Origin of the sequence: Paraburkholderia dioscoreae (assembly GCF_902459535.1) — a bacterium.
Lineage (GTDB): Bacteria > Pseudomonadota > Gammaproteobacteria > Burkholderiales > Burkholderiaceae > Paraburkholderia > Paraburkholderia dioscoreae.
Window position 1 is genome coordinate 1,545,281 of sequence record NZ_LR699553.1, and the last position, 13,475, is coordinate 1,558,755.

At 64.7% G+C, this 13,475-nt stretch carries 10 protein-coding genes; 9 read left to right on the plus strand and 1 reads right to left on the minus strand.

The genetic code is table 11. The features are described 5' to 3' along the window. Positions 1-11: 11 nt before the first annotated feature. The 6 genes from PDMSB3_RS06915 to pelG all read left to right on the plus strand — a co-directional run bounded on the left by PDMSB3_RS06915 (position 12) and on the right by pelG (position 10,118). Positions 12-4,013, plus strand: a complete 4,002-nt coding sequence (locus PDMSB3_RS06915) for a tetratricopeptide repeat protein (protein WP_165185521.1) — start codon at positions 12-14, stop codon at positions 4,011-4,013. A 37-nt stretch (positions 4,014-4,050) separates the two neighbouring features. Beyond that, positions 4,051-4,602, plus strand: coding sequence for a hypothetical protein (locus PDMSB3_RS06920; RefSeq protein WP_007182447.1), 552 nt, complete (start codon positions 4,051-4,053; stop codon positions 4,600-4,602). 78 nt (positions 4,603-4,680) lie between these two features. Continuing rightward, a complete protein-coding gene (locus PDMSB3_RS06925; RefSeq protein WP_007182446.1) occupies positions 4,681-6,093 on the plus strand; it encodes a PelD GGDEF domain-containing protein in 1,413 nt (470 codons plus the stop codon). Continuing rightward, positions 6,086-7,096 (plus strand): tetratricopeptide repeat protein, encoded by a 1,011-nt coding sequence (locus tag PDMSB3_RS06930; protein WP_007182445.1) that lies wholly within the window; start codon positions 6,086-6,088, stop codon positions 7,094-7,096. Before PDMSB3_RS06925 ends, PDMSB3_RS06930 begins: the two co-directional genes overlap by 8 nt. Then, positions 7,093-8,745: a GT4 family glycosyltransferase PelF gene (gene pelF / locus PDMSB3_RS06935; RefSeq protein WP_007182444.1), complete on the plus strand. Its 1,653-nt coding sequence runs from the start codon at positions 7,093-7,095 to the stop codon at positions 8,743-8,745. The genes PDMSB3_RS06930 and pelF overlap by 4 nt, the downstream gene beginning before the upstream one ends. Next, positions 8,745-10,118, plus strand: coding sequence for an exopolysaccharide Pel transporter PelG (pelG, locus tag PDMSB3_RS06940; RefSeq protein ID WP_007182443.1), 1,374 nt, complete (start codon positions 8,745-8,747; stop codon positions 10,116-10,118). The genes pelF and pelG overlap by 1 nt, the downstream gene beginning before the upstream one ends. A gap of 159 nt (positions 10,119-10,277) precedes the next feature. On the opposite strand, the gene PDMSB3_RS37790 is transcribed toward pelG, so the two are convergent. Continuing rightward, complete coding sequence (locus tag PDMSB3_RS37790) at positions 10,278-10,550, minus strand: hypothetical protein (RefSeq protein WP_232064129.1); 273 nt, start codon at positions 10,548-10,550, stop codon at positions 10,278-10,280. Here PDMSB3_RS37790 and PDMSB3_RS06945 point away from each other — a divergent pair. Genes PDMSB3_RS06945 through galE form a run of 3 tightly spaced genes read left to right on the plus strand, consistent with a single transcriptional unit; the run spans position 10,540 to position 13,447 of the window. Then, positions 10,540-11,424: an endo alpha-1,4 polygalactosaminidase gene (locus tag PDMSB3_RS06945; protein WP_232064130.1), complete on the plus strand. Its 885-nt coding sequence runs from the start codon at positions 10,540-10,542 to the stop codon at positions 11,422-11,424. The genes PDMSB3_RS37790 and PDMSB3_RS06945 overlap by 11 nt on opposite strands. 56 nt (positions 11,425-11,480) lie before the next feature. Further along, positions 11,481-12,380: an endo alpha-1,4 polygalactosaminidase gene (locus tag PDMSB3_RS06950; RefSeq protein ID WP_327197001.1), complete on the plus strand. Its 900-nt coding sequence runs from the start codon at positions 11,481-11,483 to the stop codon at positions 12,378-12,380. A 44-nt stretch (positions 12,381-12,424) separates the two neighbouring features. Beyond that, positions 12,425-13,447, plus strand: coding sequence for a UDP-glucose 4-epimerase GalE (gene galE, locus PDMSB3_RS06955; RefSeq protein ID WP_007182440.1), 1,023 nt, complete (start codon positions 12,425-12,427; stop codon positions 13,445-13,447). Positions 13,448-13,475: the final 28 nt, after the last annotated feature.

Sequence of the window (13,475 nt, forward strand, 5' to 3'; positions counted from 1 at the left end):
GCATCGCGCCTATGTGGCTGGTTCTGCTGCTCGCGGGCGTGGTGTTGATCACACTCTATCTCGTGCATCCGCGCGGCGGCCTGCGCAGCCGGATGACGTCCACCGACGCGCCGAGCGATCTCAGCATCGCCTATCTCGAAGCATGGTTGCGTGTGCAGCCCGACAACACGGAAATCCTCTCGGTGCTCGGCACGCAGTATGTGCGTCTGGGGCGCAACCAGGACGCGCTCCGTATGGCTGCCCGCATGGAGGCGATTCCCGGCGAACAGATGCGCCGCGCGGCGCAGTTGCTGCGTCTGACCGTCGAGACGCGCGAGACGTTCGCGCTGCCCGCCAACGACCCGGGCCGCGATGCCGCGCTCGCGCGGTTGCGCACGCAGCTCGCCAATGCGGCGGCCCTGTCCTGGTCGAATGCCGATCTGCAGATGCTGGCTGAAGCAGCCGCTTCGGTGAACGCGCAACAACTCGCCGGGCAACTCTATGCGCGCCTTGCCGCGCAGGATCCGGCGCAACAAACCCGCTGGAACCGCGAAGTGGTGCGCTTCGCCATGTACGGCGGCGACTATCGTGGCGCGGCGAACGCCTGGTTCCGCCTGCAAGCGGCCTCGGCGACGTTCGATGCGCAGCGTCAGTGCTTCATCGCAGGTATTCGGGCCTTGCAATCGGGCAATCTGCTCGACGAAGCGCTCGCTGCCGCCAACGACCACGGCGCCGCGTTTGCCCACGATCACGAGACGCTCGTCGTGCTGCTGAACCTGGCGCGCGCGGCGCATCGCCCGGATCTCGTCGACCGTTATGCGAAGGCGCTGGCCGGCTATGCGCAGGCACGGCCTGATGAAGACGGCGCGCTGCGTCTCGTCGACTTCATCCGCCAGCGTGCGCGTGAAGACGGTTCGCAGGGGCAGTACGCCTATATGGACGGCCCGCAGGCCGGAGCGGCGCTCGCGATGCGCACCCGCACGCAGGGTTGGGGCGATGTGCATCTCGTGCGTGTCGCGGCGTCCACCGCGGCATCGGCGCCTGCCGCAACGGCGTCGAATCCGGCAGCGAATACGGCGCCGGCAGCGGCATCGAGCGCCGCAGCGAATGCAGCAGCGAATGCAGCAGCGCCCGCAGCCGCATCAAACCCTACAGCCACGTCGAACGACGTGCCGAGTCTCCTCTATCAGTCGTTCCTCGAATCGAACGATCTGCCGAACGCACAGCGCGTGGCGACCGAGCAGGTCGGCAAGAATCCGGGCTCGCCGGTCTGGACCAAACGCCTCGCTCAGGTCTCCGAATGGAACCATGCGTCGCCGCTCGCCTTGCAGATGTGGCTCGCGTACGCGCAGGCCACGCACGATCCGGAAGGCTGGAAAAACGTCATGCGCCTCGCGCCCATGCTCAACGACGACAATGCCTATCTGGCGGCGTTGATCCAGGCATCGAACGCGGCGCCCGGCGACCTCAAGCTGGTCGACTCGGTGGTTGCGGCCTACGAGCGTCTCGGCCGCCCGGACGACGCGCTGGCTTTCCTGCGCAGCCGCCAACGCAATTCGCCGGCTGAAGCGATCGATACGCGTCTGGGTCAGCTCGCCGAGCGCTCCGGTCACGACGACGAAGCGCTGGCCTACTACCGCAAGCTGAATCAGCTGTATCCGTCGAACACGCAATACGCGCTGCGCACGGCGAGCCTGCTATATCGTCACGGCGACTACAAGGGCGCGCTCGACACGCTGCTCGCCGCGCGCAAGGGCGCCAAGGACGACGACGTGCTGTTCTGGCGCAATGCCGCGCAACTCGCGCGTCTTTTGCAGCGTGACGACATTGCGAATGACGCCTACAGGCATCTGCTTGCCAGCGGCAAGGCGGCGCCCGAAGATCTCGCCGCAATGACGTACTTCTACGACGCATATCCGGTCGACGCGGCCCGCACGTCCGAGTTGCAGTTCCGCCGCGACCAGTCGCAGCGCGCGCTGCAGAGTGCGATTCACTATTACACCGATGCCGAGCAATACGATCGCGTCGACGCGTTGCTGAAAAGCCTGACGCCCGAGCAACTGGCCACCGCTGAAGGCGACCCCGCGTTTCTGCGCGTGCGCGCCGAATACTATCGCCAGACCGACCGTCCGCTCGACGCGCTGCACGACTTGCAGCACGCGGTGGCGCTGCCGGGCGCGACGCTCGACTTGCGCGCCGCGCTGCTCTGGACGCTGGTGGACTACGGCAGCGAAGCGCAACTGCGCGAGGCGGTGGCCGAATGGCGCGATGCGCCCGCGCAGGCGCCGGCTTTGTGGGGGCCGCTGGCCGCCGCGCTGATGCGCCTGAACCGGCCTGAAGCCGCGCTCAAGTATCTGCGGCTGCAATCGGCGGCCATGTCGCGCGATCCGCTCTGGCAACTGACCTACGCCGAAGCGCAGGAAATGGCGGGGCGCAGCGATCTCGCGTGGTCGATCCGCCGCAACGTCTGGCGTCAGATGCAGCAGGAAGAGGCCGCCGTTCGCGCCAACAGCGCACAAGGACAGATCGTGCTGCGCACGCGCGCCTCGCAGGGCAGCGAAGTGCGTGAGCAGATGCTGGGCCGCCGCGTGACGCTCGCGTCGATCTTCGAAAACGCGGACGTGTCGAAGGCTTTCCTGATCGATCTGCTCGCCAGCGACGCCGGCCGCAACGACAACACCGAAGCGCGCCGCACGCTGCTCGGCGACGCGGCCGGCCTGCCGCCCGCGCAGCCCGTGAAGGCGCACGCTGCCGCGGCGTTGCCGGATCAGGCGCAGTTGAGTTCGTCGGTGGCGCGCGACGTGGCGCTCGCCTGGGCGATGTCGCATGAAGCGAATCCGTTGGCGAAGCGCTGGCTGGCTCGTCAGTACGCCAATGTTCTCGTGCAACCTTCGGAGCAGTTGATCGCGATCGCGCTCGCCGACAACGACAAGCCCGCGATGGAGCGGCTGCTCGACCAGCAGGGCGCGCGCTTGCCGCTCTATAACCGTATCGATGCGTCGATCGCGGTGGATCGTCCGGGCGCGGCCGAAGACCTCGCGTTTCAGGGGCTGGAAGGCGCGCCTTACGATTCGGAACTGCATAGCCGCCTCGAGCAGACCGCTCTGACGTGGCCGCAATCGCTCGATGCGACCGTGACCAGCTACGTCGAGCATCCGCTCGATTACATCGAACAGACGCTGGCGGGCAGCATCAAGATCGCCGATCTGTATATGGTCGGCGTGAACGGTATCCAGCGCTTCCAGCACTCCACGGATCAGGGGCAACTCACCAACGTGCCGTCGGTGGATCGTTCGGTGGAATTTTTCGCGCGGCGTCAAACGTACGACACCGCGTTCATGGTCACCGTGGGACGCCGCGAAGCGCTCGACAGTTTCTACAGCGTGTCGGTGGCTGCGGAGTGGGGCAGGAATTCGCCGTTGTCGATCGCCTTGAAAGCGGGCCGCAACCAGACCGCGCGCGAGTCGCAGGCGTTGCAGGTGGGTGGCATGAAGGACAACGTGGTCGGCACGATTACGTACCGCGCGACGCAGAGTCTGTATGCCACGGGCACCGTCGAGGCCGATCGCTTCTACAGCCAGGCGCGCAGCTATCTTGGCAGCGGTGTGCTGTCGAGCGGTGAAATCGGCTATCGCATCCGCACGAACTATCCGGACTACACGCTGCGGCTGATCGGCGCGCATGGCGACTACGGCGCGAGCGGCGAGGCCGACGGCCTGATCTCGCGGCTGATTCCCGTGAGCGCCGGCCCGGTCAGCGCGTCGACGTTCATCCCGCAGACCTACTCGCAATACGGCGTTTTCTTCGGCTTCGGCAACGATCTGATCGACCAGTACACGCGTGCATGGCGGCCGTTCCTCGACGTCGGCGTGCTGCATGATTCGTTCCAGGGTTGGGGTCCGTCGCTCAGTCTGGGCCTCGCGGGCACGGTGTTCGGCGGCGATCACGCGGCGCTCTTTTTCTCGCATCAGCGCGTCTCGCGTCTCGGCACGCCGGTGACCCAGATCGGCGCTCGCTATAGCTGGTTTTATTGAACCGGATTTCGCATAGTTATCCCAAGGAGAATTCTTCATGTACGGCATTAAACGATTGGCTCGCACGAGCGCCTGGTGTGTCGCGGCAACCGCGCTGGCCCTGCTGGTGAGCGCATGCGGCACGGTGCGCCAGACCTCGGGCCCCGCGCTCGCACGCGGCGACAAAGTGGCGGTGGTGTCGATCGCCAACTACACTGAAACGCCGGATGCGGGCCATAGCGCCGAATCGATCGCGGCCAATACGCTGCGCGCGGGCGGTATCGCCGATGTGCGCATTGCCCCGGCCGATTCGAACCGCAATTCGCTGTTCGACACGACGCAGCGGGCCGACAGCGACAAGGCGCTGGAATGGGCGCGTTCGCAGAACGCCCGCTACGTCCTCTCGGGTGCGGTCGAAGAATGGCGCTACAAGACGGGTGTGGACGGCGAGCCGGTGGTCGGCGTGACCTTCGAGCTGATCGATGTGTCGAACGGCGCCGTGGTGTGGAGCGCGACGGGTACGCGCACGGGCTGGAGCCGCTCGGGTCTGTCGAGCGTGGCGACCTCGCTGATCGCCAAGGTCCTGTCGCCGTTGCAAGCGCGTCAGTAAGCTTATCCCCAAGGTTGCCGGTCGGCGCCCGAAACGCGGGCCGCGAACCGACACCCGACATGTGAAAAGGAAATGGCCGTGAATACCGCAGCCGTGGAAAACAATCCGGGCGCATCCAAGCCGCGCCACGCGCATCCGTTCGGCAATCTCGGACGTGTGCGCCGCTTTCTGGCGCCCGCGGTGGCGCGGCCGTTCGCGATCGTGGAGACTGTCGTGCTCGTGCTGGTCGTACTGGCCGTGGCGCGGTGGCTTCATCCGGAAGACCCGTTGCTGCTGCGCTCCGGTTTTCCGTGGCTATGGCTGGTGTCCTTGCTGGTGGCCTTGCGGTACGGCAGCCTGCTTGGTTTGCTGAGCGGGGCTTTCATACTCGGCGCATGGGCGCTCTTCTATCCGCATGGCGGCCCGTTCCCCGCGCTGTATTTCGCCGGCGGCCTGATCCAGACGATTCTCGCCGGGCATTTCGGCGATACCTGGGGCAGCCGCGCCGAACGCGCCTCCTCGCTGAACGATTACCTGAACGACCGTCTCGTTGCGTTGACCAACAGCCACTACCTGATGCGGCTGTCGCACGAGCGGCTCGAAAAGGATCTGCTTTCCCGGCCCACCACGCTGCGCGATTCGATTACCGAATTGCGCCGGCTGTCGGTCTCCAGCGAGACGGCGCTTGCAGTGCCGGCGGTTGCCAAAGAGGGACATCCGCTGGGCGGCGCGAGCGGCTTGCTCGAATTCGTCGCGCAGGCCTGCCAGATCGAAGTCGCGGCGCTGTATCCGGTGCGTGATAACAAGCTCGACAGCGAGGCGATCGGCCGGATCGGCGATCCGTTCGAACTCGAAATGCACGACGAACTCGTGATGCATGCGCTCAACACGCTGAGCGTCGCGCATCTGAAGAACGAAGACACGGTCGTGCCGGTCAGCCAGTACCTGGTCTGCGCGCCGCTGGTGTCGGCGGACGGTGAGCTGCGCGCGCTGCTCGTCGTCAAGCGCATGCCGTTCCTGTCGCTCAACTTCGACAACCTGCAATTGCTGCTGGTGTTGCTCGGCTATTACGCCGACGGCGTCGAGCATTCCGCCTTCGTGCAGCGCATTCTCGATAGCGTGCCGAACTGCCCGTACGAATTCGCGCTCGACCTGAGCCGTCTCGCGCGTCTTCAGCAGAAGGCGGGCGTGGCGTCGTCGCTCGTCGCGCTGGCTTTTCCGCGCGACGAAGAGGGCGACTCGCTGTTCGAGCATGTGATGCGCCGCCGCCGCTCACTCGACGTGATGTGGCCGGTGCAAACGGCGAAGCAGTCGGTGCTGGTGAATCTGATGCCCGCCACCGACACGACCGGCATCGACGGCTATCTGGCACGGATCGAAGCCAGCCTGACGGCACAGTTCAACACCGACCTGGAGCGTGCGCGCGTCGGCGTTCATACGCTCCACCTGGAGGGCGACGAGCCCGGCGCGGCGCTGATGCGCCTTCTCAAACGAAGCGGCCTCGATGTCTAAGACCCTTTCTTTCATCGTCGGCGCGCTGGCGGCCGTGGTGGCCGTGATCGTGCAATACCTGGCGATCGCGAGCCTGCTGCAACCGGCCGGCGCGACCGATCCGCTGCTGCGCTTTTTCGCGCTGCAGGCATTGGCCGGACTCGCCGAAGCCGTCGCGTTCCGCTCGTGGCTGCCGCTGAATTATCGCGAGCCCCGGGCGCTCTCGTTGCTGTTCCTGTGGCTCGCCTGTACCTTCGTGCCGCTGTTCGGCGGCCTCGTGGTGCTGAGTAGCTGCATCTGGGCTGCGCTCTTTCCGGCCAGCAAGGACAGCGATCAACTCGCCGACGTGCCGCGCCCGGAATTCGTCACGTATCTGGTGTCGCGCGTTTCGCACGGCGGCGGCGCGCGGTTGCAGGCGCGGCTCGCGAATACCCAGGTATCGCCCACCGACCGGTTGTCGGCGCTCGTGGCGATCCAGAGCATGCCCACCCGCACCACCGGCACGTTGCTGCGCGAGCTGCTGGCCGATCCGCTCGAAGACATCCGCCTGATCGCTTACGGCACGCTCGACCACGCCGAAAACGAAATCATGCAGAAGATCTTCCGGACCAGCAAGGCACTGGAAGTGACCGGCAACGACACCGAGCGGCACGCGCTCAACCGCATGCTGGCCGAACTGTATTTCGAACTCGTGTACCAGAACCTCGTGCAGGGCGCGGTCTACCGCCACACGCTGCAACAGGCCGATCGCTACGCGCAGACGGCGCTCGAAACCGATCCGACCGATGCGGCGCTATGGCTGATTCGCGGCCGTCTCGCACTGGCGAATGCGTTGCCCGATGCCGCGCACGAATACATTGCGCACGCGCTCGAACTGGGCTTCCCGCGTGAGCGGCTGGTGCCGTGGCTCGCGGAAGCCGATTTCCTGCGCGGCGACTACGCTCGTGTCTCGCAGCTTCTCGCATCGCTGGGCAATGCGGCCGCGTTGCCCACACTCAAACCGGTTGTGAAGTACTGGTCATGATGAAAGAACTCCCGATCCGACGTGCCGCCGATGCCGATGTCTGCCTGCTGCTGGAAGGCACGTTCCCGTTCGTGCGTGGCGGCGTGTCGAGCTGGGTCAACGAAATGATCCGCTCGTACCCGGAGATCCGTTTCGCGATTGTCTTTATCGGCAGCCGGGAACAGGACTACGCCGGGGTTGCCTATGCGCTGCCGGAAAACGTCGTGCATCTCGAAACGCATTATCTGTACGAGCAGGCGGTCGCGGACTTTCAACCGCGTGCCGTGGATGGCGACGCCGCCGCGTTCGCGCACTCGCAGGCATTGCACGACGCGCTGCGCGATCCGCGCAACGGCCGGGACGCCGGCGAGCTGATGGCCAGTATGATCCCGATGCTCGGCGCACACGGCGCGCTGAACGAGGAACAGTTCCTGTCGAGCCGTGCGGCGTGGGACACCATTGTCGATCAGTATCAGAAGTACTGTACCGATCCGTCGTTTACCGATTACTTCTGGACCGTGCGGATCATGCACAAGCCGCTGTGGCAACTCGCGCGCGTCGCCGAGAAACTGCTGCCGGCGAAGGTTTATCACACGGTATCGACAGGTTATGGCGGCTTTCTCGGCGCCTTGATGCATTACCGCACGGGCCGCCCGCTGCTGGTTTCCGAACACGGCATCTATACGAAGGAACGCAAGATCGACTTGCTGCAGAGCCAGTGGATTCGCGACAACCGTGGTGTGTTCGAACGCGATATTTCGCGCGTCAGCTATTTCCGCGAGCTGTGGGTGCGTTTCTTCGAAGCGATCGGCAAGCTCGCTTACGACGCCGCCGACGACATCGTCGCGCTGTACGAGGCGAACCGCCAGCGCCAGATCACGGACGGCGCGCGCGCCGAGCGCACGCAATGCATACCGAACGGTATCGACGTCGACGCGCTGGGGCCGCTGGTGGCCGAGCGCAAACCGCGCTCGCACCGCGTGGTGGCGCTGATCGGGCGGGTGGTGCCGATCAAGGACATCAAGACCTTCATTCGCGCGATCTTCATTGCGTCGCGGACCATGCCGAATCTGGAAGGCTGGATCATCGGGCCGGAAGAGGAAGATCCCGCCTACGCGCTCGAATGCCGCGCGCTCGTGGAGAGTCTCGGGCTCGGCCGCAATGTGAAATTCCTCGGTTTCCAGCGCATCGACGACATGCTGCCGCAAGTGGACGTGATCGCGCTGACCTCGATCAGCGAGGCGCTGCCGCTGGTGGTGCTGGAGGGCTTCGCGGCCGGCGTGCCGGCCATCACAACGGATGTGGGCTCGTGCCGCCAGCTGATCGAAGGCATGGATGCGGAAGATCGCGCGCTCGGTTCGGCCGGCATGGTGGTTCAGCTCGCGGACCCGGCGGCGTTTGCCCAGGCGGTGCTGTCGCTGCTCGCCGACGAGACCCGCTGGCACGCCGCGCAGCAGGCCGGACTCGCGCGCGTGCGCCGCTATTACACCAGGAAGCAGATGATCGACCGCTATCGCACCCTGTATGACCGGCTTTCCGCCATGCCGGATCGCGAGCGCAACGGCACGGCCGCCGACGCGGCGCGCTGCCCGATGCACCACGCCACTCAATCCGGGGCGGAGCCGCGCGTGCAGCCGGCGCAGTCCGTTCAATCGCGGGAGACACGCTGATGGCGGGTATCGGCTTCGAATTGCGCAAGATCATGCGCCGCGACACGCTGACCGGCGTGGCGCGCGCCTATGCCTACGCGGGCCTGATCAGTTCCGGGCCGCTGATCCTGTCGATCTTCGGGATCCTGATCATCGGCCTGATCAGTCTCACCTCGGTGATCCCGACCTTCGCGATCGTGCAGTTTCAGGTGTCGGTCACCTATCTGATCGCGCTCAGCCTGATTCTCACCGGGCCGCTGCAGTTGTCGTTCACGCGGTTCATTTCCGACCGGCTGTTCGAAAAACGCGATGACCTCGTGCTGTCGAACTATAACGGCGTGGTGCTGGTGTCGTCGATTCTCGCCAGCGTGGTCGCGGTGATCGCGATGCTGGTGGGTTTCCGCGAGGAACCGCTGATCTATCGCTTGCTGATGATTACGGGCTTTGTCGTGGTCAGCAACATCTGGATCGCCGTGATCTTTCTGTCGAGCGTGAAGCAGTATCGGCAAATCCTGCTGGTGTTCGCCGTGGGCTATGCGTGCGTGGTGTGCCTCGCGCTCGCGTTGAACGGTTATGGACTTGTCGGATTGCTCGGCGGATTCGTGGCGGGGCACATCGTGCTGCTCGCCGGCTTGTCGGGTCTGATCTACCGCAATTACCGCAGCGAGCGTTTCGTTTCGTTCGAAGTGTTCGAGCGGCGCTTCGCCTATCCGAGCCTCGCGCTGGTCGGCCTGTTGTTCAACATCGGCGTGTGGCTCGACAAGTTCATGTTCTGGTATGCGCCGGGTACGGGCACCCGGGTCATCGGCCCGCTGCACGCGTCGGTGATTTACGACATTCCGATTTTTATCGCCTACGTGTGCGTGATGCCCGGCATGGCGACCTTCCTCGTGCGCATCGAGGCGGATTTCGTCGAGTACTACGACGCTTTCTACGACGCCGTGCGCAGCGGCGCGACGCTGCGCCATATCAACGAAATGCGCGACATGATGGTGGGCAGCGTGCGGGCCGGTCTGTATGAAATCATCAAGGTGCAGGCGGTGGTGCTGTTGCTGATCATCGCCTTCGGCGAGCGCGTGCTGGGCTCGCTGGGCATTTCGCCGCTCTATATGCCGCTGCTGGTGGTGGACGTGGTGTCGGCGAGTCTGCAGGTGCTGCTGCTGGGGCTGCTCAACGTGTTCTTCTATCTCGACGGGCGGCGCGTCGTGCTGCGGCTCACCGGCGCATTCGTCGTGCTGAACGGACTCTTCACCGGCATCACGCTCAGACTCGGGCCGGATTTCTACGGCTATGGATTTGCGCTGGCGCTGCTGGTCGTGGTGGTGGCGGCAGTGAAAGTGCTCGACCACAAATTCATGTCTTTGGAATACGAAACGTATATGTTGCGGGGTTGAAGCGAAAGCGTTGCTGTTTTTGATCCTGCCTCATGCGAGGCCTGCCGTTCTGTAACGGTGGTGCCTCGCGCGTGGGGAGGCGAACCGGCGCGCCCGCGCCCTCGGCCTGACACCGTTCGACTTCGGATTCCACATGCCTCAGTATGACTTTGGCCCGCTTCAGCGGGCCGCTCGCGCGCGCCTTGCTTTCAATGTCCAATGTGCCGGCCGGCTGGCGCGTCGATGGATCGGCGCGGCTGTCGCTATCGCCGCTACTGGCTCGATGGCCGCTTGCGGAGGTGGGTCGGGCGGCAGCGGGGCTAACTCCGCTAACGTTTCCAGCTCTTCCACCTCTTCTAACTCGAACAATTCGGCGAATTCGACCGGCTCGGCGAATCCCGCGACGAACGCGAACAGCAACGCGAATACCAACACGCAGCCGATGAGCCCCACGCCGGCGATCTCCGCGGCTCGCGCGTTGCCGGCCCAGCCGGTGTGGGCGGCCTATTACGGCCTGGGCAGCGCGCTCGACATCGCCCAGGCCGCGGCCACGTTCAAATTGATCGTGATCGACGCGGATCCCGGTAACGGCACGCCTGCCTTCTCCGCGGCGCAGATCGCGGCGTTGAAGGCGGATGGCGCGAAAGTGCTCAGTTATCTGAATTTCGGCGCGTGCGAGAAATCGCGCACTTACTGGAACACTGTCCCCTCGGGCTTCGTGTCGTGTGGCGCGAATACGTCGGCGCAAATCAGCAAATATCAGGGCTTCCAGGAATACTGGATGAATCCCGCCAATGCCGACTATCAGAATCTGCTCGTCAACTACGTGGCGGCGCGGCTCGCGGCAACCGGTGTCGACGGTTTCATGCTGGATAACTTCGAGATCGTCGGGCACGGCGCCGGTTCGTCCACCGCTCCGTGCGATGCGGCCTGTGCGCAAGGCGGCCTCGATCTCGTCAAGCAACTACGCGACCGCTTTCCGGACCTTGTGCTGGTGCCCAATGCCGCGCCGGTGCAGGCTATCGGCGGGACGACGGGAGGCGTATCGTTTCCGTGGCTGATCGACGGCGTGATAGCCGAGCAGGTCTTCCTGCCGTCGACGAGCACGTCGGTGGTGCAGCAGTTGAAGTCGTGGCAAAGCACCGAGCAGAACCTCGGGCGCAACGGGTTCTTCGCAGGGTCGCTCGACTATGTGTCGTCGTGCACGGCGAGTTCGACCGCGCAAACCGCGTGGACGGCCGCGCAACAGGCGGGGTTCAGTCCGTCGATCTCGATTGCGTCGCTCGATAGTATCTGCTGGTGGTCGTTCCTGCCGGTGGGCAGTTAGCACCAGCCGCCTGAAGCGGGCCGGCTGGCCTGCACAACATGAAAGAGGAGCCGGGCTTGCCTGAGCACGATCACGACCGATGTTCCACATTGCGCGCGCTGCTGCGCCGTGTGAGCCGGCTCGCGCGCATGGCCGCATTCAGCGCGCTGGCTTCGGTGGCGCATGCGCAGGGCGCGGCGGACGCTCCGGTGGGACCGTCGGTGGCGCTGTACTACGGCGCGAATCCGCCGGTAGAAGAACTGTCCGCATTCGATGTCGTGGTGGTCGATCCCGACGCGCACTTCAATCCGCGTGCTCACGCGAAAGCGCATCCCGCGTGGTTCGCCTACGTGAGCGTGGGTGAAGTGAACCCGCATCGCGCGTATTACAGCGCAATGCCGTCTGCCTGGCTGCTGACTGTCAATGAAGCGTGGGCTTCGCATGTGGTCGATCAGACGGCCGCCGATTGGCCGGCGTTTTTCGTGGACAAGGTGATCGCGCCGCTCTGGAAAAAAGGCTTTCGCGGCTTTTTCCTCGACACGCTCGATTCCTATCACCTGGTCGCCAAAACCGCTGCCACGCGAGCCGCGCAGGAAGCAGGGCTGGTGCGGGTGATCCGCGCGATCAAGACGCGCTATCCACGAGCGAAGCTGATCTTCAACCGGGGCTTCGAAGTGTTGCCGCAGGTCCATGATCTTGCCTACGTGGTCGCATTCGAATCGCTGTATCGCGGTTGGGACGCCGGCAAGCAACGCTATACGGAAGTGCCGCAGGCCGATCGCGACTGGCTGCTCGCGCAGGCGGCGACCGTCCGCGGTCAGTACAGGCTGCCGGTGCTGGCCATCGACTATTGCTCGCCCGCGGACGACGCCTGCGCAACCGAAACCACCGCGCGCATCGCGCAAGCCGGAATCATGCCTTACGTGACCGACGGCGGACTCGCGACGGTCGGCGTGGGTCTGACCGGGCGGCAATGAGCGGCGAGCCGCTCGAGTTGAATCGATAGAAAGGGGAAATTCGCATGGTCTTGAAGGGCACGATTCTGGTAACCGGCGGTGCCGGCTTTATCGGTTCGCATACCTGCGTGGAATTGCTGAACGGCGGTTACGACGTGGTCGTGGTCGACAACCTCGTCAACAGCAACCGCGAGTCGCTCAAACGCGTGGAGCAGATTACCGGCAAGCGCGTGGCGTTCTACGAAACGGATTCACGCGACGAAGCCGCGTTGCAGCACATTTTCGACGCGCACCCGGTGACCGGCGCGATTCACTTCGCGGCGTTGAAAGCGGTGGGTGAATCGGTCTCCAGGCCGATCGAGTACTACGACAACAATCTCGGCAGTCTGCTTACGCTGCTCGCGGTCATGCGCGCACGCAATGTGAAGCAGTTCGTGTTCAGTTCGTCGGCCACGGTGTATGGCGTGCCGAAGACCTCGCCGATCGACGAATCGTTTCCGTTATCGGCCACGAATCCGTACGGCCAGACGAAGCTGATCGCCGAACAGGTGCTGCGCGACCTGGAAGTGTCGGATCCGTCATGGCGTATCGCCACGCTGCGTTATTTCAATCCGGTCGGTGCGCACGAGAGCGGTCTGATCGGCGAAGACCCGGGCGGCGTTCCCAATAACCTCATGCCGTATGTCGCGCAAGTGGCGGTCGGCAAGCTGGCGAAGCTGCGCGTATTCGGTGGCGATTACGACACGCCGGACGGCACCGGCGTGCGCGATTACATCCATGTGGTGGACCTGGCGCGCGGACACCTGGCCGCGCTCGACGCGCTGGTGAGGCGCGATGCGAGCTTTGTGGTGAATCTCGGCACGGGGCAGGGCTATAGCGTGCTGGACGTGGTGCGCTCGTTCGAAAAGACATCGGCGAGGCCGGTGCCTTATGAAATCGTGGCGCGCCGTCCAGGCGACGTGGCGTCCTGTTTTGCCGATCCGTCCGCCGCTGAAAAGCTGCTCGGCTGGCGCGCGCAGTACGGCATCGAACGGATGTGCGCGGACCACTGGCGCTGGCAGTCGACCAATCCTGCCGGTTACGCCTGAGACTCAACTCGAACTCAGCTCGAACTCA

Bases quoted from the DNA above. Each gene is read 5' to 3' on its own strand.
- PDMSB3_RS06945 (WP_232064130.1), top strand. From the start codon at position 10,540: ATGAGCCCCACGCCGGCGATCTCCGCGGCTCGCGCGTTGCCGGCCCAG.
- PDMSB3_RS06915 (WP_165185521.1), top strand. From the start codon at position 12: ATGTGGCTGGTTCTGCTGCTCGCGGGCGTGGTGTTGATCACACTCTAT.
- galE (WP_007182440.1), top strand. From the start codon at position 12,425: ATGGTCTTGAAGGGCACGATTCTGGTAACCGGCGGTGCCGGCTTTATC.
- PDMSB3_RS06930 (WP_007182445.1), top strand. From the start codon at position 6,086: ATGTCTAAGACCCTTTCTTTCATCGTCGGCGCGCTGGCGGCCGTGGTG.
- pelG (WP_007182443.1), top strand. From the start codon at position 8,745: ATGGCGGGTATCGGCTTCGAATTGCGCAAGATCATGCGCCGCGACACG.
- PDMSB3_RS06920 (WP_007182447.1), top strand. From the start codon at position 4,051: ATGTACGGCATTAAACGATTGGCTCGCACGAGCGCCTGGTGTGTCGCG.
- pelF (WP_007182444.1), top strand. From the start codon at position 7,093: ATGATGAAAGAACTCCCGATCCGACGTGCCGCCGATGCCGATGTCTGC.